The organism is Psychrobium sp. 1_MG-2023 (genome assembly GCF_030689115.1).
Taxonomy (GTDB): domain Bacteria; phylum Pseudomonadota; class Gammaproteobacteria; order Enterobacterales; family Psychrobiaceae; genus Psychrobium.
On record NZ_JAUYVJ010000011.1, the window covers coordinates 1 to 23,529 of the forward strand.

The following is a 23,529-nucleotide window of genomic DNA, read 5'->3' on the forward strand; positions in this document are numbered from 1 at the left end:
ATTAAGTACCTTGATACTCAACTTCAAATGCCCACACAGTTTATTTGAATACTAATTGTTAAAGAACGTTTTAGCTCAACACTCTAATGAGTGGAGCAGCGCTTGGGGCCGTGTGGTCCGTTGCGTTGGGAGGTGCATAATACGCTTCCCAGTGTTGAAGTCAACACTTAATTTTACTTTATTTTAAAACACTTTTTAAAAAGTGATTTAAAACGTTTTAAACTAATCGTTTTCCTTCGCTAACCCGTGTTGCTAGTGCCTTTCAAGTTACTTCGACTCTTAGTGTCTTAGCGCTCTCGCAGTTGCTTCCCCGTGTCAGTGGATGCGCATTATAGGGATCTTCTGACACATGGCAAGGGCTTTTTTGATTATTTATTTTAACTGTTCAAATAGCACACGAACTGCAAGATATTTACCCATAATTCCATTATTATTAGTTCAATTACCCTCTATATATAAAAGGAAGTCATCATGACTCAGCAGTTAACCTCTTTTAAAGGTATCTTTCCAACACTAGGTAATAGTAATTATGTCGATCCTACCGCCGTTGTTTGTGGTGATGTCCAGCTCGGTGATGATTGTAGTGTTTGGCCATTTGTTGCCATTAGAGGTGATGTAAACACTATTCGCATTGGCCACCGCACCAATATTCAAGACGGTAGTGTGTTACATGTAACTCGCGCAAGTGAGTACAACCCCAAAGGTAATCCACTTATAATTGGTGACGACGTAACGCTTGGTCATAAAGTCATGCTTCATGGTTGTGAACTGGGTTCAAGAATCTTAGTTGGCATGGGAACAATTATTATGGATGGTGTCGTTGTTGAAGATGATGTCTTTATTGGTGCAGGAACATTAGTGCCACCCAATAAACGTTTAGAGTCTGGTTACCTTTATGTCGGTAACCCAATGCGTAAGGCACGGAAGTTAACTTTAGCAGAGTCAGCGTTTTTGAAGCAATCAGCTGATAATTATGTCATTACTAAAAATGACTACCTAAATGAAGCACAATTTAATAGTAAGTAGACTAGTCGAGGAGAGTCAACAATAACTCGTTATTATCAGATAGGCGCTCATCCTCTAAAGCTATTTGGGCGTCTTCTTCAACATCAAACTGGTTGTCACTTGTCAATTTAACTAATTGCTGTGGTAACAATGACTCGATAACGGTGCCCAACGATACAAACTTTGTTAAATAGTCAGAGCTTAAAACACAAGTAATTAAGCAACCACTATATTGAGCCGTTAACACAATACTCTGTCTATCCTTACACCAATGTATGTCATCATTGAATATAATTGCTTGATTCATTTATTTTCAGCCTATAGTTGTGATCTTATCGTTTGCAGTATGTCTTCCGTCGCTGGCGTTACATTTCGCCATAAACGAAAGCTTTCTGCCGCTTGCCCAACTAACATACCAAGCCCATCTATCGTTTGTTTAACACCAAGGTCTTTCGCCCATATCATAAAGCACGTTTCACTATCACCATACGCCATATCATAACAACACTTAGCAGAACCGATAACCTCACTGCATATTGCAGGTAAGTGATTAGACAAACTTGCCGAAGTTGAATTAATAATCACATCAAATGTTCCGGAAACATCAGATAAAGCACAACTGGATAATGGAATGTCGATATGAGAGTCAAGATCGGTCACTATCTGCTGTGCTTTTTCTACTGTGCGATTACAAATAACTATTTCTTTGGGCTTTAATTTAGCTAATGGTAAAATACAGCCTCGTGCGGCACCGCCGGCACCAATAATCAAAATACGTTGATTAGTGATTTCAACTTGATGATTTTGTAAATCACCAACTAAGCCCTGACCATCGGTATTATCCCCTATTATAGAACCGTCTTCATTTAAGATCAGTGTATTCACTGCACCAGCAGCTTTAGCACGGTCTGACAGTTCATCGGCGAGCTTAAATGCGACCTCTTTAAATGGCACAGTGATATTGCAACCTTTACCACCGTCACGTTGAAACATTTTAATAAATGAAGCAAATTCTTCCAGCTCTAGCTTTTTTTTACCATAGCTAATGACCTGGTTGCTAGCTTGCGCAAATTGCTGATGGATAAATGGGGACTTGCTATGTTCAATCGGGTTACCAATTACTAAATACTTATCCATCACTCAATTCCTTTTACTGTTGTTTATCAGCTGTTTCTTGTTGGCTAGCTTGTTGTTTAATTAACTCTGCGACCTGCTGTTCAAGTAACACGAGTTTTTCACGTGTTTTTAATAGTACTTGGGTTTGTACTTCAAATTCTTCACGTGATACTACGTCTAGTTTTGACACCTGTGCTTGTAAGATTTGTTTCGTTTTATTTTCAAACTCATCAGCAATATTTTTTAAACCCGGCGGCAGTGCCCCCGCAACTTGTTGCGCTATATCTTCTAATTTTTTTGGGTTGATCATTAAATTGCTCCTTATATTTAGCCCTATTGTACCCAAATTCAGGTAAAATCTACCAGTCAAAGTTTTCATAACTTAGACACCGAAATCAGCTTATGTATGACGAGTAACTTATGAAATTAAATCCACAGCAAAACGATGCAGTTCATTATATTGATGGACCTTGCTTAGTTCTCGCTGGTGCAGGCAGTGGTAAAACACGAGTAATCATTAATAAAATCGCTTATTTAGTGCAAACTTGTGGTTATAAGCCACGAAATATTGCCGCGGTTACTTTCACCAATAAAGCAGCTCGAGAGATGAAAGAGCGTTTAAGTCAAGATTTAGGCAGTAAAGAAACTCGGGGGCTAACGGTCTCGACATTCCACACCCTAGGTCTGACGATCATCAAGAAGGAATATAAAACGTTAGGTATTAAACCGGGTTTTACCTTGTTTGATGGCCAAGACACCTTAAGTCTATTAAAGGAACTGACTGAAAAAGAGCTCGATGAAGATAAAGATCAACTCAATCTATTACAGAACATGATTTCAAACTGTAAAAATGATTTGATCACGCCTGAACAAGCAATTGCACAAGCACAATCAGGGAAAGAAGTATTACTGGCGCAGCTCTATCAACGTTATCAGCAACAGTTAACCGCCTACAATGCCCTCGATTTTGATGACCTGATTATGGTGCCAACGTTATTATTACTGAATAACAAAGACGCACGAGAACGCTGGCAAAATCGTTTTCACTATTTATTGGTCGATGAATATCAAGATACTAATACCAGCCAATATGAGTTAGTTAAATTGTTAACAGGCACTCGTGGGCGTTTCACAGTTGTTGGCGATGACGATCAATCCATTTACTCATGGCGTGGTGCAAAGCCACAAAACTTAGTTCTGTTAAAAACAGACTTCCCTAGTTTAAAGCTAATAAAGCTGGAGCAAAATTACCGCTCTAGTAGCCGCATACTTCGTAGTGCCAATATTCTCATTGCGAATAATCCGCACGTTTACGACAAAGCGCTGTTTAGTCAACTCGGTGATGGTGCAATGCTCAGAGTCATGTATGGCAAAAATGAAGAGCATGAAGCTGAGCGTGTTGTTGCTGAAATTATTCGTCATAAATTCATGAATAAAACGGCTTATAGTGAGTTTGCTATTTTATATCGCGGTAATTTCCAGTCTCGTATATTTGAAAAAGCATTAATGACCAACCGCATTCCCTATAAAATAAGTGGTGGAACGTCTTTTTTCTCTCGTAGTGAAATAAAGGATGTCATGGCTTACCTCAAATTGTTAGTCAACCCAGATGACGACACATCATTTTTACGTGTCGTTAATGTGCCAAAGCGTGGCATTGGACCAGCGACACTAGAAAAACTAGGTAACTACGCCAACATGCGCCAGCAAAGTTTATTCGCCGCTAGTTTTGAGCTGGGCCTTGAACAAACGCTGCAAGGGGAAAAGCTGCATACACTACGTCAGTTTACTCGTTGGTTAGTCGAGTTAGATGATCAATCAAGGCGTGGCGACCCCTTAGAGGCAGTTCGTCAGATTATCCGAGACATTAATTACGAAGATTGGCTTTACGAGACAAGTCCAAGCCCTAAAGCTGCAGAAATGCGAATGAAAAACGTCAGTCAGTTATTTACCTGGGTTAGTGGCATGCTCGATGGTGATGACTTAGATGAAGCAATGACACTTCCAGAGGTCGTTACTCGTTTAACGTTGCGCGATATGATGGAACGTGGCGAGGAAGAAGAGCAAGCAGACCAAGTGCAACTGATGACGCTTCACGCATCAAAAGGATTAGAATTTCCGATTGTATTTATGGTTGGGATGGAAGAAGGGTTGCTGCCACATCAAACCAGTATTGATGAAGATAATATCGAAGAGGAACGCCGTTTAGCTTATGTAGGGATCACCCGAGCACAACGCGAACTTATTTTCACCCAAGCAAAAGAGCGTCGCCAGTATGGTGAAGTCTTTAAACCTCAAGCAAGTCGCTTTTTAGATGAATTACCTCAAGATGATATTGAGTGGGAACGTCGACAGCCACCCAAAACAGCAGAGCAACGTAAAAAGACCGCAACCTCAGCCATTGCAAATTTGCGTGACATGCTAAAATAACGAACTGAATATCTAGCATCAAAAAAGGCCAGCTTACAAAATGTAAGCTGGCCTTTTTTATTAAAAACTTACTTAGCTGAAATTATAAACCTTCAACCATAAAGTCAATTGCTGCTTGTAGCTCTTCTTTCGAACAGTTCATACAAGTACCTTTTGGAGGCATTGCATTGAAACCATCCCAAGCGTGAGCAAATAATTTAGCTTCACCTTGAGCTAGACGAGGAGCCCAAGCATCAGCATCACCTTTTTTAGGTGCGCCAGCAGCGCCTGTGCCATGACAACCGAAACATGTTGTTTGATAAACATCTTTACCCGAACGAGGTCCCGCTGGTACTTCAGGCTTAGCTGGTTCAGCACCGGCCAAGTAAACATTGCCAATAGGGGCAATGCGCTTTTTAATTGCATCTTCTGATAAATCCGATGCGCTTACACCAACTGATAAAGTTAATGCAGCGGTAACGCCTAAAACTAATTTAGATACACCTGCTTTCATGTGTAAAACCCCTGACTAGTAATTATAGAAATATTTTTTGCACATTATAAACAGATCTCTATAGATGAAAACCAAAACTATCGCCGTTTTATTGATTTACTAGACTAAAATACGCTTTTTTGCCCATAATTCAGACAAATGATCATTTTTTTTAAATTTTTGCTAGACGTAAGAAAATAATATCCTTACTATATGCCCCGCAATATGGATTGCGCCCATAGCTCAGCTGGATAGAGCGTACCCCTCCGGAGGGTGAGGCCGGGGGTTCGAATCCTCCTGGGCGCGCCAGTCGTGTTTAGGGATTCAAGAAAAATTAGTGGTGACTATAGCTCAGTTGGTAGAGCCCCGGATTGTGATTCCGGTTGTCGTGGGTTCGAGCCCCATTAGTCACCCCATTTTTTTCTCACTTAACCAACACTCAATTGGTTAAACAAAATATGTCGGTGATTAGCGCAGCCTGGTAGCGCATCTGGTTTGGGACCAGAGGGTCAGAGGTTCGAATCCTCTATCACCGACCACTTCTTTTTATTATCTATACACCAAACAAAAATCTACAGTGTTACTATTAAAGTCAATCTACTCTCTTTATATCTGCTCCGTTAATTAAGCGAAGAAATTTGTACCGAAGATAAACAGATTAAAGCACAGGCTCTTAGTTCCAAACAGAACCTAAATACCGACATCCTTGTCGGCAAAGCATTTAAATTAGACTAAGCCTCCACCGCTTCGAAGCTATGAGTGATTTCTACCGCCTTTTCTAGCATCAGTGCCACAGAACAATATTTATCTGCTGATAACGCTACAGCACGCTCTAAGTGTTTTTCATTGATTGCAGTGCCTGTCGCAATAAAGTGCAAATGAATCTTCGTGAAATAACGAGGAGCCTCTTCGCGGCGCTCTGCAGAAAGCTCCACTTTTACGCCGTCAACTTGTTGGCGTGCTTTTTTTAAGATACTAACAACATCAACTGAACTACAACCACCCACCGACATCAATACCATTTCCATTGGGCTTGGCGCTTTTGAGTCTTGGCTATTACCATCCATAATAATAGTATGACCCGAGCCTGACTCACCAATAAACGTTTCGTTCGCGACCCAATCTACTGTTGCTTTCATTTTATAATCTCTTATAGTTTTTATTAAACTGAACCTTACCATTTTTTATTAAAACTAGACCACAAAGATCGCACAATAACTAGCCAAATAAAGTTTACTTAGTTATAATCGAGGAGTTATCATTTAAATCAAGACAGGGAATAGTATGAATAGTTACAAAAAACGCTTACTCGCATTAGTTCCTGTAGTAATGCTTACGAGTATTGCTTCGACCTCTTATTTAGATGAGCAGTCACTATTCAACAGCTGTAAAGCGCAATATGCTAACCCAACGGCTAATAACAACTGTCAACTCGTCGCTGATACCGTCGATTGGTTTGATTGGTTAACCGGTAGTTCATCCAGCCAATTTCACTTTATCGATCTACTCGAGCTAATCACACCAGTGCATAGCAGCGAAGACGAATAACCTTTAGTTTACTTTCCGTTAATCATACTATTTATATAGCGCTAGGATTTCTTGTACCTTTACTCGTCCCTTGCCTTTTTGGCTAATAGAACGTTGCACTTGGAAGAGCTTCTTCTTCGCCGCATTTGCATATAGTTCACGTGTAAAGTCAACATAGTGATTAGATATCAAAGTTGGTATACCTTGAGCTTTTACACTTTCTGCGCACTCAACTAGTCGCTGTTGATCTTCATCAGTAAACGAGTTTCCAGCATAAGCGGTAAAATTAGAAGTACGATTAATCGGTGAATATGGTGGATCACAATAAATCACATCTCCCGCTTTCGCTTCAGAAAAGGCCAGCTCAAAGTCTCCCTGAACAAACGTTGCCTTTTTTGCTTTTTCCGCAAAAAACTCTAACTCAGCTTGTGGAAAATAAGGATGTTTGTAGCGACCAAATGGCACATTATAGCCACCACTTTTGTTATAACGGCATAAGCCATTATAGCCATGACGGTTCATGTATAAGAAAATCAAAGAACGGAGTTCTGTATCAGATGTCCCGTTAAATTCTTTCCTCAATTCGTAATACCGCTCTGGTGTATTATGTTCTTGATTAAAATAGCACTGGGCTTGAGCAATAAACTGTTGTGGGTTAGCTTTAATAAGGTTGAACAAGTTGATCAGATCTTGATTCATATCTACTAAGAAATACTCATCAAAGTCTAGATTTAAAAAAACAGACCCACCACCAACAAAAGGCTCAATTAAGCGAGTCTTACCTTTTGTAGGTAAAACGGATTTAATATCATCAATGACTTTTTTCTTCCCTCCAGCCCATTTTAAGGCGGAGCGCATGCTATTTGGCACTTGTGATCACTCTATGTCTTCTTATATGTGAGCTCATGAGCCACAAGCACATCTGAAGGGATTAATTCGAACCGCAGATCTTAACAGGAATAATAAGGCTAAGTCTATTTTCATCAGGGTTTACTCTCACTAATCGCAAACAATTCAACTTTTCTTATTTCCTGCTGTACAGCCTTTATTGGTTTAGCCCAGGGAGAAAACTTGTTTAAGTGACTCGGCAGTGCACTAAGTTGTTCTCTAGCCGCTCCAATTGAATCAAAATTACCATATAGTAAGACATACCAATCGCCGCCATTTCGTACCGTATAATATCGATACAGCAGCTCCTTACGAGAGATCTCAGAAACAACCTGATTCAAAACCAACTCTGAGCTGAAGCCTCCTAGCATTAAACTAAAATTAACTTCAGACAACGACAATAAATAGTGTTCATCAAAAGCATAGCTAGGTTTAATGACGGACAATTGATCTTCACCATTAGAGCCCAGTATGACGTTATCAGCTTTTACTGGCTGAGTAACCAATGTGGGACTTTCAAATACTTGCTGTGTCGACTCACGTTCCTCTGCATCCTCAATGGGCTTGGGTTCTATTACGGGGTTATTTACTGTCGAATCAACACTATCAGAAGATGGCTGAACCGTTGCTTTAACCACGGAAGAAGTAGCTAACTCCACTGCAACATTAGCTTCTTCAAACTCATTAACCACGACATCTAGTGACTGCTTTTGCTCATTGTTCGGCTTGATATTACTAGTAAGCTCTCCGCCAGCAGATACCACACCGACTTCCATCTCGCTCAAGTCTTCAGTCTCAACAATAGCTAAAGGCTCACTTTCTGCGCTCACTGTTGTAGGAGAGCTATCATTATCAACGTCGCGATTGATTGCAATGTAACCTACCGCAACTGCAATCAAAATAAACACACAAAAACCAATCACTCCTTTTAATAGTAGCGATGTTTTTGATTGAGTTAACACTGACTCCTCAGCATAAATTAGCTGCTTAGGTAGTAAGTATTGCTCGGGAATTTTATGAATAAATGCTTTTATTTTTTCATCTGACCAATGCGTATGGATAGCTAGCATAAAATCAGTCGCTTGCTCTTGGTTCAACGGCAATAGATTAAATTCTGACGTTAAACTATCCGTTGACTTATCCAATGCTTTAAACAATGGCATAGCCCACGATGTATCGCCAACTAATAATATATTAAATTGATTCCGTCGCCCTGCGATACGGTTAAACTCATTGACCGACTGCCATAGCATTCCTAAAGCGCCATGATTTAGTTCATGAGCATTATCAATCACGATTAATAATGACTGACCAAGAAACTTGATTCGACTATTAACAATCTGGGATAAAGGAAGGCTGGTATCTAAGAAGTCGTCTGTTGCTATCTCACAAGCTATTTGCTGCTTTAGTTCAGCCTCTGAGACCGCAGACTTATAATTGAGATGTATTACCTGTGAATTTAACTGGCTATTTTGTAATTGCGCACAAAGATAGCTTTTACCGACACCGCTTGGTCCATGCAAAAAAGACATCAAGCTGTAGTTTGAAAACGCAAGTTCTAAACGTGATAACAACTGCACCTGCGTTTCCACAGTTACATCCATCGCTGAGACTTTGCTATGAGATACAGCCGTCATTAGTTAATAATACTGATAAGCTTTACTAGTGTGACTCAATTGCAGAACTTAGAATAGAGTCACTAATATTAGAAACCAATTCAGCACTGCCTATTGATGTAGGTAGAATAAAGCGCAACTGCCCTGCCAAGACTTTTTTATCCACCGACATATGCTCAATAAATGAAGCAAAGTCCATACCCTTAGGTTTGGTAACAGGTAGGTTATATTGCTCAAAAATAGCTTTGATATCCTTATTTTCCTGTTCTGTTATTAGACCTAATAATAGCGCCGTCTTAGCAGCAATTACGGTTCCCGCAGCCACTGCTTCACCATGTAACCACTGGCCGTATCCTTGCTCAGATTCAATGGCGTGGCCAAAGGTATGACCTAAGTTTAACAGGGCTCTGACACCATTCTCACGTTCATCTTGCGCAACAACATCAGCTTTAATTTGACAGCATCGTGCAATCATATGAATTAGAGCACTAGTATCTAAACTTTCGATTGCACGGTTATTTTCTTGAAGCCATTCAAAAAAAGTTTTATCCCATATGATTCCATATTTAATCACCTCAGCCATACCAGCAGCAAACTCTTGCGCCGGTAAAGTTTGTAAGCAATCAATATCAATAAATACAGCATGAGGTTGGTAAAAAGCACCTATCATGTTTTTACCTAAGGGGTGGTTAACTGCTGTTTTACCACCAACACTAGAATCAACTTGCGACAATAATGTCGTCGGGATCTGGATAAAAGCGACACCGCGCTGATAACACGCAGCAGCAAACCCGGCCATGTCACCTATCACACCACCGCCTAAAGCAACAATACAGGTATCACGCCCATGCTTACCGCCAAGTAAGCCATCAAAAATTAAGTTAAGCGTTTCTAAGGTTTTATAAGATTCTCCATCAGGTAACACAACCTGATCTACGATTCTATCAGCTTGGGTCAAACTGCTAATAGTTTGCTCTAAGTACAATTCAGCAACTGTAGTATTAGTGATAACCATGACTTTTTTAGCCTTAATATGGCGTGTTAGTAATTCACTATTACTTAGAAGTTGTTGGCCAATATAAATTGGGTAACTACGTTCACCTAACTGTACATTGAGCTGTTTCATAGAATTAAAAACCTAATTTTTCAATAATTTCTTTAGCAACCAATTTTGCACTTTGATCATCAGTACGGACAGTTAAATCAGCAATCTCTTCGTATAAAGGATTACGCTTAGCTGCCAGATCTTCCAATACTTGTCGTGGGTTCTCAGTTTGTAATAACGGTCGACGCTTATCACGCTGAGTGCGCGCTAATTGCTTTTCAATTGTCGTTTCAAGGTAAACAACGAAACCACGAGCAGAAAGCTTGTTACGAACATCTTTAGTGATGATTGAACCGCCGCCCGTTGCCAAAACAACGCCTTGCTTTTCTGTTAAATCTTCGATAACTGCCGCTTCACGTACGCGAAAACCATCTTCGCCTTCAACATCAAATACCCAAGCAATTTCAGCACCAGTACGACGCTCAATTTCGCTATCAGAGTCAAAAAACTCTAAGTGAAGTTGTTGTGCAATCTGTCTACCAATTGTGCTTTTGCCGGCGCCCATTGGCCCGACAATATAAATATTTCTTTTTTCAGCCATTATCACTAATCTATATAATTAAGCTTCAGTAAGGTTTGTCCTTACCCCTCGAGCCTTGAGCTAACCCCTTTATCTTTTTAAGGTGTCGCACCTTTTTTAGCGTTCACAATCGCTAAAATCGAACCCAGTATTTTTACATTAAAAAAGTACTCGGCAATCATTTCAAGGCAAATTTAGCGAAGCATTATCTCAATAACCGAGCAGTAAAGGCAATAGCTCAAGTCGAAGTTTTAGAGTTTCAATAAAAAAAGCTAGAGCCCTTAGCGGTAACTCTAGCTTTTTAAACTATATAATAGTAAATCGCAATTAGCTAAAACTACGACTTAACATCATTTAATATTCTCGGTGTAACAAATATTAGTAACTCACGGCGTTCGGTAAACTCTTTTTGTGTTCTAAACAACCAACCAAGTAGAGGTACGTCACCTAGCACAGGTACCTTAGTTACCGCATTAATCAACTGCTGTTGATAAATACCGCCTAAGACAACGGTTTGCCCGTTATTAACTAATACCTGTGTACCAATTTTTTGTGTATTGATCGCGACGGCTTCACCGATTGCCGTTTTAACCGTATCACCACGTGCATCTTGGGTGATCAACAAATCAAGAATAACGCGACCGTCAGGTGTAATATGGGGAGTTACGCGTAACGATAATACAGCAGGTTTAAAGGTTACCGTTGTCGCACCACTTGAAGCAGCAGAAACATAAGGGATTTCTGTACCTTGTTCAATAAATGCAGGCTTTTGGTTTGCAGTGGTAATGCTTGGGCGAGCAATGATTTCACTCTTGTTTTCTCGCTCTAATGCAGAAAGCTCTAAATCTAAAATTAGCCCGTCCGCTAGCTTTGCAATTTGAAAAGCAATTGTCCCTGCAGGCTCAGCTACTGGTAAGTTAACATTTAAACGGTCACTTAAACTAGGGATCACACCGCCACCTGCGTTGCCAGCACCCGTTAAATTCCCCGAAGAAGCGCCATCACTAAAGGTATCTGTTACTCCCCAGCGAATACCGAACTCTTCATTGACATTGTCACTAACCGTCACAATTCGTGCTTCAATAACAACTTGCTTCACCGCCACATCCACAACTTCGATTAAGCGACGCACATCATCAAGCTTTTTAGCAGTATCTTGTACTAACAATGTATTGGTTCGCTCATCAACCGCCACAGAGCCACGCTCAGATAAAAGCTGACTTTCACCACCATCGAGTAATAAAGCAACGTCTCTCGCTTTAGCATAGTTAATTTGAATATACTCAGAATACACAGGGACAAGTTGTTCAACATCTTGATTTGCTTTTAATTCTGCTGCTTCCCTAAGGGCTAACTCTTCAGCTGGAGCAACTAATAATATATTACCTTCAATTCGTTTATCTAAGCCTTGCATCTTCAAAATCATATCAAGGGCTTGATCCCAAGGCACATCTTCTAGTCTTAATGTCACATCACCATCAACACTGTCACCAGTGACTAGGTTAAAATTATTGAAGTCAGCAATAATTTGTAACGCTGTTCTCACAGCCACACTTTGAAAGTTTAGCGTCATGACTTTGCCTTTATAGACAACTTTCTTCACTCTTTCACTTGGACGAGTAACTTTCTTCGGCGGCTCTTTAACCGTTAAAATAAGTTCACTACCAATTTGTTCATGTTCAAATGAGAATGGCTTCATCGTTTCAATGATGACCTTAGCCCCTTCACCATCTCTAAATGTCTCAAAGCTCCTAACAGGAGTCGCAAAATCAACAACATCCATCGTATAAAGGTCGGCTTCAGAGATTTCAGAACCAAGTAGATCAATTTCTATCCGACTTCCATTTTGCTTAACGTTAGCGGCTAGAGATTCATTATTAAACGTGATTCTTAGCTGTCCTGCTTTAGCTTCATTTAATCTAAAATCAAGTGAATCAATCTTATTAATATAGCTACTGTCAGGAGCCTCTGTTTGTTGTTCGGCCAGAGGGGTAGGCGTCGGTTCTGCTTTCGTTGCTATCGCCGCGGTAGCTTCGACAGGAGCGATGGTAGCTGGGGTATTTTTACCTAAGATTAAAGTGTAATTCCCACCCGTTATACTATGCTCATATTTAACAACCTCCTCAAGGGCAATCGTTAAATTCAATGCGTCATTAATATTCTTTGGCGTTATCGATATAATACCCGCAGCGTTATCGGGAAATGTATTAAGCTCTAAGGCATTACTAGCACCAGGGAATTTCACCACTAATTGGGCAGGTTCAATACTGAAATCAGTGCTGCTTGCGTTGATATTCTCATCAAAGACAAACTCAAGCTTAACTCGCTTATTAGCGACATCTGTATAACGAACGTCTATCAATTCTGCTGCATTGGCCATAAATGGTAAGGCTAATATCAGCATCAAACACTTTTTCATCGTAAAATTACATGCCACTGTCAATCTCCTTGGCAATTTTTTATTTATATCTAATCGCATAAGTACGCCTACTCTTCAACATTTAAAGCGAGAGAATTATTTCGTTCTACCCAACAGCCCGATCCATCGGGCACGATTTCAATTATCTCAATTTGTTGCTCACTAACTTGAGTAATTTGTCCATGGAATAGGCCTATATAATGCCCTGTTCCCACTTTATATACATCACCATCATTTGTTTGAATAAGTGCCCATAATTCACCATCAAAGCCTATGGAGCCTCGCATTGACAAACTATCTAGGGCGTAGGCTTCTAATAATGACTTGTTACGATTAATATCTGGTTGTAAACAATCTCTCGATTGTGAAATGATATCTAAGGTCAGTTCTTGTTGAGGTCCTACAAAAGGGCTCCTCAAGAAACTTGCACTATACTCGAAATGCTTGAATGGTAACGGTTCAGGCATTGGTTCGATCGCAATTCCTTCCGTTTGTTTTACCGCAGCGACGAATTGTTGGACCTCAGTCATATCATCATTACACGCAGTCAAGAGAGGAGCCAATAATAATAAACTTAATAATCGTTTCATTATTGCCCCTTATAGCGATAAGTCTTCGCTACAACGTTAAAGTCCAAACTCTCTATTTGAATACCCGCTTGTTTCTCTTTGACGATTGCAAATTCATGTAGACTTACAATTCGTGGCAATTTAGCAACTTCACTAACAAACTTGCCAAACTGATGATAATCACCGGTCACATCGATATGTAAAGGTAGCTCAGTATAAAACTCCTTTTCTACCTCATCGCCCCACTTTATTAGGGTGATTTTTAGCCCGGCAGATGTAGCAATAAACGTTATATCATCAAGTAAACCTGGAGTTTCATGAGTCGCAGGTAGCTTTTTTAACATTTGTGCTAACTGCACTTCCATCTGAATCATTTGTTCTTGATACGCGCCCAAATTAAACGCTAATCGATGTTTGTTTTCATATTCGTAACGTAGCTTACTCTCTTGCTCAGAGCCACGATCTAAATCATCCAACAAATCACTTATTACAAAGAAATAGCAGGCAAAAAGCGTTAAAACAAATACTAAAGCAATAGCAACCATTTTAACCGATTGGGGCCAAGAGCCTGAGTATTTTAAGTCTAGATCCACATCTCTAAATTCAGATAGATCGAATGACATTCTACTGCCCTCCTTCATCAATCGTTGAGTTTATGTCAACGCGCAAATAGAAAGCATTAAGCTGTCTCAATGAAGTATCTTCAGTATTTATTTGTTGCACTAAAGGGTCTTTATACCACTGAGAATTCTCAATATTACGCAGCATATTCGCTAAGTGGTTATTCGATTCCGTTAGGCCCTCAATCCACAGTGAGTTACCCTTACGTTCAACCTTGGTGAGATAAACCCCTGATGAAGTGACAGCTGCCAAGCTATCTAATAAGTGAGTAGATAAGTTACGAGTATTCTGGAGGCGCTCAATTAAGTCCATGCGTTTACGAAGGCTATCCTTGGCGCGTCTGAGCTCCTTTATTTCAACAATTTTATCATCTAATAATGAAATTTCACTTTGTAGGTAACGGTTCTTACTGTCTTGTAGTGTAATTTTACTGGAAATGAAATAAATCACTAATAGAGAGATCGCTATAGCTACAAGCAAAGACGCTCCAGCCATCAAATTAAATTGGTTTTGCCGTTGCTTTTTTGCTTCTTCACGCCATGGTAGTAGATTAATTGCAACCATTAACAAAAACTCCTCAGTGCTAAGCCACTAGCCACCATATACAATGCACCTTCCTTGTTTAAGCGATCAAAATCAATTGAACTATCAACTTCACATTGAACAAATGGCTGAGCAATCACGGCTGGAATATTAAGCTCTTCACTCAACACATTATCTATCCCCGCAATTTCAGAACAACCACCAGAAAGAATCAATCGAGCAACATCATTACTATTCTTTGATGTTGAATAAATTTGTAGTGTGCGACGAATCTGTTGAATCATTGCAGTTTGAAAAGGAGCAAGTACTTCAAAAACATAATTTCTCGGCAACTCATCATTAACCTTTGCTAACTCTGCGTCCTTAGAGTCCATTCCATAATAGGACACTATCGATTGTGTAAATTGATCGCCGCCAAACGCCTGCTCTTTAACAAAAATGGTTTCACCGTTATGTACCACCGCCATAGTCAACATAGACGCCCCGATATCAACTAAAGCGATCGGTTTATCGGCATCAGCCTCTGGTACTTGATGTTTCACAAGTTCAAAAGCACGCCCTAATGCATAACCTTCAACATCCATCACTTTCGCCTGTAACTTGCCACCTTCAATAGCAGAAACACGAGCTTCAACTAACTCGGTTCGTGAAGCAATGAGTAATACATCAATCTTTTCAGGGTTATTTTCATTTTGCTGGATAATTTCAAAGTCTAGACTAACTTCGTCAAGTGGGTAAGGAATCAAATTATCGGCTTCAATCTCAATTTGGGCCTCAAGTTCATCTTCATTCTGAACTGCGTTCATATAAATTGTCTTGCTGATAACGCCTGAACCAGAAACGGCTGCAGCAACCAAGCTTTGATTCTTTGGTAGTTTTCCTTTAATTTTCCCTATAACCGATGCCACAGTTTGTACATCAGCGATAGCGTTATCAACGATAGCCCCTTGGGGTAATGGAAGAGAAGTAACAGATTCTACTTTGTAACCGTTTGATGACTTACTCAACAGAATCGACTTTACTGCGTAAGAGCCAATATCCATGCCAATAAGTTTAGAGTTTTGAGTCTTCATCAAACTAGCAAACATATCTATAGATCCATCTAAAATTAAAGTAACGTAATATAACAACCTACGTACATTTTAATCAATATTCAACTTAAACACAGCATTATTGTTATATTTATTAAGATAATATTAATCATTAGTCGACTATTATTAAAAATATTCTTACTGATTTTATTTAATAGCACTTATAATAGCCACAAAATGCACACCTCTCCAAAACTTAGGGTTAATTCATTGAAATTTATAAAATGGATATTAAAAGCTTCAATCATTCTGACCATTGTCGGCTGTGTTTCATTGGTAGGTCTCTATAAATACCTTTCGCCAGACTTACCTGATGTAAAAAGCTTAAAACAAATTGAATTACAAATTCCACTTCGAGTGTTTACTGAGGATGGCTTGTTAATATCTCAATATGGTGAAAAGCGACGTATACCATTAACTTTAGACCAAATTCCGCAAGATATGCTAAATGCATTCTTAGCCATTGAAGATTCTAGATTTTATCAACATCCAGGCATTGACCCTATTGGTATTACTCGAGCAGCGATCAGCTTAATTGTCACTGGGGAGAAAAAGCAAGGGGCAAGTACCATTACTCAGCAAGTTGCTCGAAATTACTTTTTAACTCGAAAGAAGACATTCACGCGAAAAATAAAAGAAGTGTTTCTCGCTTGGAATATAGAACAAGAACTAACCAAGGATGAAATATTTTTACTTTATTTAAATAAAATTGCCCTTGGTCATCGTTCATTCGGTGTTGGTGCTGCCGCCCAGGTTTATTACGGCAAGGAAGTCCACGAATTAACCCTAGCCCAAATGGCTGTCATTGCAGGTCTGCCAAAGGCACCATCTGCATTGAACCCAATTCGCTCACCAGAACGTTCTCGCGCGCGCCGTAACTTAGTTTTGGCCCGGATGTTGGATCTAAAATTTATTTCTCAAGAACAATATGACGAAGCGAAAAATGCGCCCACAACAGCTAAACGACACGGTGCGCAAATTGATTTGTATGCTCCGTATTTAGGTGAGATGGTTCGCTCTTATATGGTTGAAAAATATGGGTTAGAAGCAGCTTATTCAAAAGGTTTTAATGTCTACACAACCGTACCGTCACATCTTCAATTAGCGGCACAACAGGCCGTTAAAAAGAACATTGTTAGCTATGACGAACGTCACGGCTATCGTGGCCCAGAAGCTCAACTATGGCAAGCTGAACCACAAAAACAATCAAAAATACCCGTAGAGCCACCAGCACGAGAAAATGTATTAGCTCATTTAGCAGGCATCAAGACTTTTAAAGGCTTACTGCCCGCGGTAGTTGTTGAAACTGAAGAGCAACAACTTAACGCTATTCTCGCTTCAGGCGAAGTCATCACAATTAATTGGAACGGTTTAAAGTGGGCAAGACCTTATATCAGCGACGACAGTCAAGGTAAAGCACCAAAAATTGCCAGTGATATAGTGACACCTGGAGCCGTTGTCCGGGTCAAAAAAATAGCAGACCAATGGCAACTGTCTCAAATTCCAGAAGTCAGTAGTGCATTTGTTTCTCTTGACCCAAATGATGGGGCCATAAAGTCAATTGTTGGTGGGTATGATTTTGCTAAGAGTCAATTTAATCGCGTCACTCAAGCAAAGCGTCAAATCGGATCTAACATTAAACCATTCATCTACTCACACGCAATGGAGCGCGGCTATACTCTGGCAAGCATCGTTAATGATGTTCCAATTACCAAGTGGGATAAATCTCAAGGATCGGCATGGCGTCCTAAGAACTCACCACCGGTTTACAACGGTCCAACTCGTTTACGTTTAGGATTAGCTCAATCAAAAAATGTCATGTCAGTTAAATTGATCCAGCAATTAGGCATTAAACAAACAATTGACTATTTAACTAAGTTTGGTTTTGGTCGTGGTGACCTTCCTTATGGCGAATCACTTGCGTTAGGCTCTGCGTCCGTTAGCCCGTTGAGTGCAGCGGTAGGTTACGCCACGTTCGCCAACGGTGGCTTTAAGATTACCCCTTACTTTATCGACCGTATCGAAGATCAATCTGACACTCCTGTCTTTATATCGAACCCTGCTGTGGCTTGCCCAAGCTGTCAATCAACAGCTACAGCTAACTCCGCAGACTTAGAAGATAGCAGTGCGATCAAACTAGCCCCTCGTGTCATCTCTGAACACAATGCATTTTTAGTATCTCAAATGATGCGGAGCGTTGTTACTGGTGGTGGAAGCTGGAAAAATGGTACAGGTTGGGCCGGTACGGGGTGGCGCGCAGGTGTATTAAAACGCCGTGACTTAGGTGGAAAAACGGGAACAACTAATGATTCGAAAGATACTTGGTTTTCAGGTGTTACCCCCAGCTTAGTCGCGACATCTTGGGTTGGGTTTGATAACCCATCACGCGCATTAGGCCGAGTATTTCGCAATAAAAATTTAGGTAAGAAACAAATTACAGGTAAAGAAGCTGGCGCCAAGACAGCGCTACCAGCATGGGTTGACTACATGCGTGTCGCTTTAAAAGATTACCCTCAACGAATTAACCCTGTACCACAAGGTATTAAAACAGTCCGTATTGATCGAGCAACCGGTTTACTCACAACCAAGGTTGATCATACATCTCGTTTCGAGTATTTCATTGCAGGAACTGAACCGAAAAAACACGTGAAACAACCTGAAGTTTTCGTTGATAGCCCAGAGAAAAAATCTCACTTTGACGACGATATCTTTTAGTGCATTTAGTACTTTAAGTAACATAAAAAACGGTGTCGATTGACACCGTTTTTATTTTAACTACCGTTACTATTAATTCCGTTAATTAAGTGACCAATTAATGAAATTTCTATAACTAATAATTACCTATTAGGTAATTATAAATTCCATGGCTATCTCATCACAAGCCATCTTTTTCGGACAGCCTTCACAGTCTTTAATGACTTTCTCTGGCAGAGTTTCTTTTTCCAGCTCTGTGAAGCCATGCTTCTCGAAGAACTGTGGTACTCGTGTTAATACAATTACACGCTGAATTTCAAGGTCTCTAGCACGTTGTAGCATATGATCAACTAGTGCTTTGCCCTGTCCAACACCTTGATGGTCAGTATTAATACCTACCGAGCGAATCTCGGCTAAGCCTGTTCCGTAAATATAGAGAGAAGCACAACCAACAACAGACTCTTCATCTACTGCAACCGAGAAATCTAAAATACTATTAAGCACATCAAAGCGGCTACGTGGTAATGTTTCACCAACTTCAGACCAGTGTGCAATAATTTCAGTGATGGCATCAACATCGGTTAACTTGGCATGACGAACATTCATCAGCTCAGCTTTATGCGCATTGAGACGTTGTTGCATATTACCCATCGCATTTTGAACTTGCTCTTCGCTACTACCACCAACCACTTCTGCAGAGCTAATATCTTGCTTGACCTCAATGCGTTGCTCATCTAATGCCGACATCACACTTGTTAATGATGTACCACCAAGGACTTCACGTTTTGCTAGGCAAGCATCAATAGTTAAATGCTGATAAACATCTGACTCAATCACTTCCGAGAACTCTTTGAGCTGCTCTAAAGTAAAGTCTTCTAATGGAAGTTGACGTGAGATAGCTGACACTACAACTTCACCAACAATATGGTGCGCTTCTCTAAATGGAATATCTTTAGATACTAAGTAATCTGCTAATTCCGTCGCGTTTGCGTATCCTTGCTGTGCAGCTGCTAACATTCTTGGTTTATTCGTTTTCAACCCTTCAAGAACCATCGCCGCCATTTCAAGACAATCGCCCCAGTTATCAAGAGCGTCAAATAACCCTTCTTTGTCTTCTTGCATGTCTTTGTTATAAGCAAGAGGCAAGGCTTTGAGTGTCATCATAATTGCGCTGAGTGAACCATAGACACGGCCAGTTTTACCACGGATAAGCTCTAAAGCATCTGGGTTTTTCTTCTGTGGCATTAATGACGAACCAGAGGTCACATTATCAGCAAGTTCAATGAACCCAGCCTCCCCAGAGTTATAGAAAATTAAATCTTCTGCCATACGTGACAGATGCATCATCGAGATACTAGCATCTGCTAGCAGCTCTAAAACATGATCACGGTCGGACACTGAATCTAAACTGTTTTGGGTCGCTTGCTTAAAACCAAGATCTCGCGCTAAAGCGTGACGATCGATAGGGTAAGCAGTTCCAGCTAAAGCACCGGAGCCCAGAGGGCATCGGTCAAGACGATCGGCAGTATCTCTCATTCTGCTTAGATCGCGCTCGAACATCTCAACGTAAGCTAAACACCAATGACCAAAGCTAATTGGTTGCGCACGCTGTAAATGAGTGTAACCTGGCATCACCGTATCTTGTTCACGCACGGCCAAATCTAAGAGAGCTTGCTGTAATTTAACTAGTAGCTCACACAGTTCTACTGATTGCTCTTTACACCAAAGTTTTAAATCAGTAGCTACTTGATCATTACGGCTACGACCAGTATGAAGTTTTTTACCTAAATCACCGACTTTTTCAATTAATTTAGACTCAACCCAGCTATGAATATCTTCAGCATCACTTTGCAGGATTTTACTAGGGTCTTGCGATACCTCTTCCGCTAATTCATTAAGTGCACGCTCAAGATCTTGCTGCTCTTGCGAAGTCAATACATTCACTTGCTCGAGCGCACGCGACCAACTAATTGAACCAGTGATATCTTGCTTTGCTAAACGGTAGTCAAACCGTAGTGAATCATTAAATAATTTAAATCTATCATCTGCGGCTTGTGTAAACCTTCCGCCCCATAGTGCTGCCATTGCCCTACCCTCACTAAACTGCTATTTATTTATATTTTTTATAATTAACTTAATTTAAAGTCGAAACTAAACATTAAGCTAATAATGTAATTAACACTGCGTTTTGAGCATGCATTCTATTTTCTGCTTGCTGCAGTACTAGGGACTTGTCCCCATCAAACACTTCTTGAGTAACCTCTTGGCCAATATGTGCCGGTTGACAATGCATAAAGTAACCAATTTCTAATGAATCCATCATCTGTTGATTCACTTGATAAGGAGCAAATTTATCTTTGATATCTTCATAACTAACATCATCACCCATTGAAATCCACGTATCAGCATAAACAGCATCAGCGTTCTGAGCCGCTTTAGGGTCTGTTGACAACTCAAGCGAACCACCATAGTGCGCAGCTAATGCCTGAGCTTCCAACACAACTTTACCATCTGGGAAACAACCTTCCGGACATATCACCACCATCTCAGCACCCGTAATGGCTGCAGCAAACATTAATGAGTGAGTCACATTGTTACCGTCACCGATATAGGCAAGTTTAACGTTAGATAAATCGTCAAACTGTTCACTTAATGCTAAAAAGTCAGCTAAGCCCTGACAGGGGTGATACATATCACTTAATGAGTTAACCACAGGAACGCGACCATGCTCAGCAAGCTCTTCAACAGTTTTATGACTGAAGGTGCGAGCGACAATACCGTCAGCCCAACATGAAATATTTTTAGCAAAATCCGCCACTGATTCACGCTTGCCTAATGCGCCATTATTTTGATCAAGATAAACCGTATGACCACCCAACTTAGCAATACCAATATCAAAAGTAACACGAGTTCGTAATGATGGTTTTTCATATAGCGTTACGATACTCTTACCAGCAAGTGCTTGGCTAAACTCACTTGGATTCGCTTTAACTTGCTTAGCTAGCTCTAGGAGGCCGAGCAGTTGCTCTTGGCTTAAATCTTTTAGGGTCAATAAATGTTGTAACTTTTCCATAATCTTTCTCTTTAAACCGCGTTACTTTCAATTAAGGTGCCGCACACACCACCGTCTACTAAGGCTAATAATTGTTGTGGCTCTTGCCAGCTGGCAATCACAATAGAATCACCAAGAGCGTTTGCTGTTGCGAAAGCTGTATCAACCTTTACTTTCATACCGCCAACAATCACATCATCAGCAACTAATTGCTGAGCTAGTTCTGGCGATAATTTACTAATTAGCTGCTTATCACCATCTAATACACCGGGAACATCGGATAATAAAATCAGCTTTGCATTTAATAACTGAGCAATCACTTGCGCGGCTTGATCTGCATTAACATTTAGTAAGTTACCTGCTCCATCATCAGCAATTGAGCTAATTACCGGTACAAAGCCACTGGCTAACAACGAGATAAGCAAACTACGCTCATGGGCTTGGCACTGACCAACCTGACCTAAACGGCTATCAAGGTAGTCACTGGTGACTATGTCACCATCAGCTAAACTTAAACCGACTGTCTTTAGACCCGTTGATTTAGCACACGCAACTAACTTTTTATTTGCAGCACCGGCAAGTGCACCAGCAACTAGATCAATTTGGCTTTGGGGCGTAACTCGAAGGCCATCAAGCTTTTCACTTTGCATACCAGCTTGGCTCAGCCACTCTTCAACTAAGCAACCCCCCCCATGCACTAAAACGACATGAATATCTTGCTCTGTTAATTGTGCAATCGTCGTAAAAAGTGCCTGCTGACCACTGGTTGATTCAAGTAATGCACCACCAACTTTAATAACTAACGGTTGTTTCATGCTACCTCCGTCAAGCCAAAGTGAATTAAGATACATTGTAAGCCCTGACCAGCAGCACCTTTAAGTAGGTTATCAATGGCTGAAGCCACCACTAAATGACCACTCTGAGCATCATATTTCCAAGCGATATCGCAAAATGGTGTGCCTGCCACTTGGTCAATTTTAGGCCAACTTTCATCTCTCACTCGAACTAATGGTTTATCTTCGTAAACCCCATAAGCAGCTGCTAGTTGCTCTGCTGTAACCTTATCGTTTAATTTGACGGTAATGGTTGCCAAAATTCCACGTTTAAAATTACCTAAATGAGGTGTAAAAATAACAGGGCAACCCAGTTGCGTTGTTATTTCAGGTTGATGGCGGTGGCCAAGCACGCCATACGGAGTTAAGCTGACTTCACAAAAGCTATTTACCATGCTCGCTTTACGACCAGCACCTGTGACACCACTCACAGCATTAATCACCGGCCACTGATTACTATCTAACAGGTTATTTTCAAATAAAGGTTTAAGTGCAAGCAAGGATGCTGTTGGGTAACAACCAGGTACCGCAATTAACTTAGACGTTCTGATGGCTTGTGCATTCCACTCCGCTAACCCATAAACCGCTTCGCTTAATAACTCAGGGTGTTGATGATTGAAACCATAATACTCATCAATGTAGCTACCCTCTTTAAAACGGTATGCGCCCGATAAGTCAAAGACACTTAAGCCCGCTTGATGGAACTCAGCTGCAAGTGCATGACTTACTTCATGGCTTGTAGCAAGTACAACTGCATCATTATTTTCTTTAATTGCAGCCATTGCTTCATTTGTTAAAGGCTGCAACTGATGTGAAAAACGCCCACTAAATTGCGGATAAAGTGCATTAATATCTCGGCCTTTATCTTCGCTATTTTCTGAAACATATAAACCACTAACTCTCAATTGTGGATGCTGTTCTACTAATTGACACATTTCAGCACCGGTGTATCCACTAGCGCCAACAATAGCTATACTAATCATAATATTAAAATCACTTAAATAGGGTTAACTTAAATAAATAGAAAT

Annotated in this window: 22 protein-coding genes and 3 tRNA genes; 7 read left to right on the forward strand and 18 right to left on the reverse strand. The window is 40.4% G+C overall.

The genetic code is table 11. The features are described from left to right. Positions 1-471 precede the first annotated feature (471 nt). The gene (locus Q8W26_RS07475) at positions 472-1,026 is read left to right on the forward strand and encodes a gamma carbonic anhydrase family protein (protein ID WP_101213305.1); all 555 of its coding nucleotides are present in this window, start codon (positions 472-474) and stop codon (positions 1,024-1,026) included. 1 nt (position 1,027) lies between these two features. On the opposite strand, the gene Q8W26_RS07480 is transcribed toward Q8W26_RS07475, so the two are convergent. Genes Q8W26_RS07480 through Q8W26_RS07490 form a run of 3 tightly spaced genes read right to left on the reverse strand, consistent with a single transcriptional unit; the run spans position 1,028 to position 2,431 of the window. Continuing rightward, a complete protein-coding gene (locus tag Q8W26_RS07480; RefSeq protein WP_101213306.1) occupies positions 1,028-1,312 on the reverse strand; it encodes a DUF1488 family protein in 285 nt (94 codons plus the stop codon). A gap of 11 nt (positions 1,313-1,323) precedes the next feature. Next, positions 1,324-2,142, reverse strand: a complete 819-nt coding sequence (aroE, locus tag Q8W26_RS07485; RefSeq protein ID WP_101213307.1) for a shikimate dehydrogenase — start codon at positions 2,140-2,142, stop codon at positions 1,324-1,326. A gap of 13 nt (positions 2,143-2,155) precedes the next feature. Continuing rightward, positions 2,156-2,431 (reverse strand): accessory factor UbiK family protein, encoded by a 276-nt coding sequence (locus Q8W26_RS07490; protein ID WP_101213308.1) that lies wholly within the window; start codon positions 2,429-2,431, stop codon positions 2,156-2,158. Positions 2,432-2,541: 110 nt separating this feature from the next. Between Q8W26_RS07490 and rep the strand changes: the two genes are divergently transcribed. After that, a complete protein-coding gene (gene rep, locus Q8W26_RS07495; RefSeq protein WP_101213309.1) occupies positions 2,542-4,551 on the forward strand; it encodes a DNA helicase Rep in 2,010 nt (669 codons plus the stop codon). Positions 4,552-4,633: 82 nt separating this feature from the next. Here the strand turns inward: rep and Q8W26_RS07500 are convergent, their stop codons facing one another. Continuing rightward, on the reverse strand, positions 4,634-5,044 hold the full coding sequence (locus Q8W26_RS07500; protein ID WP_101213310.1) for a cytochrome c5 family protein: 411 nt from the start codon (positions 5,042-5,044) through the stop codon (positions 4,634-4,636). Between the two features lie 211 nt (positions 5,045-5,255). Here Q8W26_RS07500 and Q8W26_RS07505 point away from each other — a divergent pair. The 3 genes from Q8W26_RS07505 to Q8W26_RS07515 all read left to right on the forward strand — a co-directional run bounded on the left by Q8W26_RS07505 (position 5,256) and on the right by Q8W26_RS07515 (position 5,562). Then, positions 5,256-5,332, forward strand: a tRNA-Arg gene (locus tag Q8W26_RS07505). Positions 5,333-5,363: 31 nt separating this feature from the next. Continuing rightward, a tRNA-His gene (locus Q8W26_RS07510) sits at positions 5,364-5,439 on the forward strand. Between the two features lie 46 nt (positions 5,440-5,485). Beyond that, a tRNA-Pro gene (locus Q8W26_RS07515) sits at positions 5,486-5,562 on the forward strand. 192 nt (positions 5,563-5,754) lie between these two features. Here the strand turns inward: Q8W26_RS07515 and Q8W26_RS07520 are convergent. After that, the gene (locus Q8W26_RS07520) at positions 5,755-6,162 is read right to left on the reverse strand and encodes an OsmC family protein (RefSeq protein ID WP_101213311.1); all 408 of its coding nucleotides are present in this window, start codon (positions 6,160-6,162) and stop codon (positions 5,755-5,757) included. Positions 6,163-6,307: 145 nt separating this feature from the next. Here Q8W26_RS07520 and Q8W26_RS07525 point away from each other — a divergent pair, with 145 nt between their 5' ends. Next, entirely contained in the window at positions 6,308-6,571 is a 264-nt protein-coding gene (locus Q8W26_RS07525; protein ID WP_101213312.1) for a hypothetical protein, read from the forward strand. A 27-nt stretch (positions 6,572-6,598) separates the two neighbouring features. Here the strand turns inward: Q8W26_RS07525 and Q8W26_RS07530 are convergent, their stop codons facing one another. The 9 genes from Q8W26_RS07530 to Q8W26_RS07570 form a co-directional block, all read right to left on the reverse strand. Beyond that, entirely contained in the window at positions 6,599-7,408 is an 810-nt protein-coding gene (locus Q8W26_RS07530; protein ID WP_101213313.1) for a Dam family site-specific DNA-(adenine-N6)-methyltransferase, read from the reverse strand. Between the two features lie 125 nt (positions 7,409-7,533). Beyond that, positions 7,534-9,030: an AAA family ATPase gene (locus Q8W26_RS07535; protein ID WP_305472945.1), complete on the reverse strand. Its 1,497-nt coding sequence runs from the start codon at positions 9,028-9,030 to the stop codon at positions 7,534-7,536. 70 nt (positions 9,031-9,100) lie between these two features. Continuing rightward, positions 9,101-10,180 (reverse strand): 3-dehydroquinate synthase, encoded by a 1,080-nt coding sequence (aroB, locus tag Q8W26_RS07540; protein WP_101213315.1) that lies wholly within the window; start codon positions 10,178-10,180, stop codon positions 9,101-9,103. 4 nt (positions 10,181-10,184) lie between these two features. After that, positions 10,185-10,700 (reverse strand): shikimate kinase AroK, encoded by a 516-nt coding sequence (gene aroK, locus Q8W26_RS07545; RefSeq protein ID WP_101213316.1) that lies wholly within the window; start codon positions 10,698-10,700, stop codon positions 10,185-10,187. Positions 10,701-11,016: 316 nt separating this feature from the next. Next, a complete protein-coding gene (locus Q8W26_RS07550; RefSeq protein ID WP_305472948.1) occupies positions 11,017-13,116 on the reverse strand; it encodes a type IV pilus secretin PilQ in 2,100 nt (699 codons plus the stop codon). 50 nt (positions 13,117-13,166) lie between these two features. Next, on the reverse strand, positions 13,167-13,688 hold the full coding sequence (locus tag Q8W26_RS07555) for a pilus assembly protein PilP (RefSeq protein ID WP_101213318.1): 522 nt from the start codon (positions 13,686-13,688) through the stop codon (positions 13,167-13,169). Then, the gene (locus tag Q8W26_RS07560; protein WP_101213319.1) at positions 13,688-14,290 is read right to left on the reverse strand and encodes a type 4a pilus biogenesis protein PilO; all 603 of its coding nucleotides are present in this window, start codon (positions 14,288-14,290) and stop codon (positions 13,688-13,690) included. The genes Q8W26_RS07555 and Q8W26_RS07560 overlap by 1 nt, the downstream gene beginning before the upstream one ends. 1 nt (position 14,291) lies before the next feature. Next, a complete protein-coding gene (locus Q8W26_RS07565; protein ID WP_101213320.1) occupies positions 14,292-14,852 on the reverse strand; it encodes a PilN domain-containing protein in 561 nt (186 codons plus the stop codon). Continuing rightward, a complete protein-coding gene (locus tag Q8W26_RS07570; protein ID WP_305472951.1) occupies positions 14,852-15,919 on the reverse strand; it encodes a pilus assembly protein PilM in 1,068 nt (355 codons plus the stop codon). Before Q8W26_RS07570 ends, Q8W26_RS07565 begins: the two co-directional genes overlap by 1 nt. Positions 15,920-16,132: 213 nt before the next feature. Between Q8W26_RS07570 and Q8W26_RS07575 the strand changes: the two genes are divergently transcribed. Continuing rightward, positions 16,133-18,637, forward strand: coding sequence for a penicillin-binding protein 1A (locus Q8W26_RS07575; protein WP_305472953.1), 2,505 nt, complete (start codon positions 16,133-16,135; stop codon positions 18,635-18,637). A 129-nt stretch (positions 18,638-18,766) separates the two neighbouring features. On the opposite strand, the gene argH is transcribed toward Q8W26_RS07575, so the two are convergent. The 4 genes from argH to argC all read right to left on the reverse strand — a co-directional run bounded on the left by argH (position 18,767) and on the right by argC (position 23,484). Continuing rightward, positions 18,767-20,701 (reverse strand): argininosuccinate lyase, encoded by a 1,935-nt coding sequence (gene argH / locus Q8W26_RS07580; protein WP_305472955.1) that lies wholly within the window; start codon positions 20,699-20,701, stop codon positions 18,767-18,769. Between the two features lie 73 nt (positions 20,702-20,774). Continuing rightward, the gene (locus Q8W26_RS07585) at positions 20,775-21,689 is read right to left on the reverse strand and encodes an ornithine carbamoyltransferase (RefSeq protein ID WP_101213324.1); all 915 of its coding nucleotides are present in this window, start codon (positions 21,687-21,689) and stop codon (positions 20,775-20,777) included. An 11-nt stretch (positions 21,690-21,700) separates the two neighbouring features. After that, positions 21,701-22,483 (reverse strand): acetylglutamate kinase, encoded by a 783-nt coding sequence (argB, locus tag Q8W26_RS07590; protein WP_305472958.1) that lies wholly within the window; start codon positions 22,481-22,483, stop codon positions 21,701-21,703. Further along, a complete protein-coding gene (gene argC / locus Q8W26_RS07595; RefSeq protein ID WP_305472960.1) occupies positions 22,480-23,484 on the reverse strand; it encodes an N-acetyl-gamma-glutamyl-phosphate reductase in 1,005 nt (334 codons plus the stop codon). Before argC ends, argB begins: the two co-directional genes overlap by 4 nt. Between the last annotated feature and the right edge of the window lie 45 nt (positions 23,485-23,529).

What these genes read in the sequence shown, in the direction of transcription:
- Q8W26_RS07565 (WP_101213320.1), bottom strand. Translation starts at nt 14,852, where the DNA reads ATGGTTGCAATTAATCTACTACCATGGCGTGAAGAAGCAAAAAAGCAA.
- Q8W26_RS07475 (WP_101213305.1), top strand. Translation starts at nt 472, where the DNA reads ATGACTCAGCAGTTAACCTCTTTTAAAGGTATCTTTCCAACACTAGGT.
- aroE (WP_101213307.1), bottom strand. Translation starts at nt 2,142, where the DNA reads ATGGATAAGTATTTAGTAATTGGTAACCCGATTGAACATAGCAAGTCC.
- Q8W26_RS07585 (WP_101213324.1), bottom strand. Translation starts at nt 21,689, where the DNA reads ATGGAAAAGTTACAACATTTATTGACCCTAAAAGATTTAAGCCAAGAG.
- Q8W26_RS07500 (WP_101213310.1), bottom strand. Translation starts at nt 5,044, where the DNA reads ATGAAAGCAGGTGTATCTAAATTAGTTTTAGGCGTTACCGCTGCATTA.
- Q8W26_RS07520 (WP_101213311.1), bottom strand. Translation starts at nt 6,162, where the DNA reads ATGAAAGCAACAGTAGATTGGGTCGCGAACGAAACGTTTATTGGTGAG.
- Q8W26_RS07525 (WP_101213312.1), top strand. Translation starts at nt 6,308, where the DNA reads ATGAATAGTTACAAAAAACGCTTACTCGCATTAGTTCCTGTAGTAATG.
- Q8W26_RS07560 (WP_101213319.1), bottom strand. Translation starts at nt 14,290, where the DNA reads ATGTCATTCGATCTATCTGAATTTAGAGATGTGGATCTAGACTTAAAA.
- Q8W26_RS07480 (WP_101213306.1), bottom strand. Translation starts at nt 1,312, where the DNA reads ATGAATCAAGCAATTATATTCAATGATGACATACATTGGTGTAAGGAT.
- aroK (WP_101213316.1), bottom strand. Translation starts at nt 10,700, where the DNA reads ATGGCTGAAAAAAGAAATATTTATATTGTCGGGCCAATGGGCGCCGGC.
- Q8W26_RS07490 (WP_101213308.1), bottom strand. Translation starts at nt 2,431, where the DNA reads ATGATCAACCCAAAAAAATTAGAAGATATAGCGCAACAAGTTGCGGGG.
- Q8W26_RS07530 (WP_101213313.1), bottom strand. Translation starts at nt 7,408, where the DNA reads ATGCGCTCCGCCTTAAAATGGGCTGGAGGGAAGAAAAAAGTCATTGAT.
- argH (WP_305472955.1), bottom strand. Translation starts at nt 20,701, where the DNA reads ATGGCAGCACTATGGGGCGGAAGGTTTACACAAGCCGCAGATGATAGA.
- Q8W26_RS07570 (WP_305472951.1), bottom strand. Translation starts at nt 15,919, where the DNA reads ATGTTTGCTAGTTTGATGAAGACTCAAAACTCTAAACTTATTGGCATG.
- argC (WP_305472960.1), bottom strand. Translation starts at nt 23,484, where the DNA reads ATGATTAGTATAGCTATTGTTGGCGCTAGTGGATACACCGGTGCTGAA.
- Q8W26_RS07555 (WP_101213318.1), bottom strand. Translation starts at nt 13,688, where the DNA reads ATGAAACGATTATTAAGTTTATTATTATTGGCTCCTCTCTTGACTGCG.
- rep (WP_101213309.1), top strand. Translation starts at nt 2,542, where the DNA reads ATGAAATTAAATCCACAGCAAAACGATGCAGTTCATTATATTGATGGA.
- argB (WP_305472958.1), bottom strand. Translation starts at nt 22,483, where the DNA reads ATGAAACAACCGTTAGTTATTAAAGTTGGTGGTGCATTACTTGAATCA.
- aroB (WP_101213315.1), bottom strand. Translation starts at nt 10,180, where the DNA reads ATGAAACAGCTCAATGTACAGTTAGGTGAACGTAGTTACCCAATTTAT.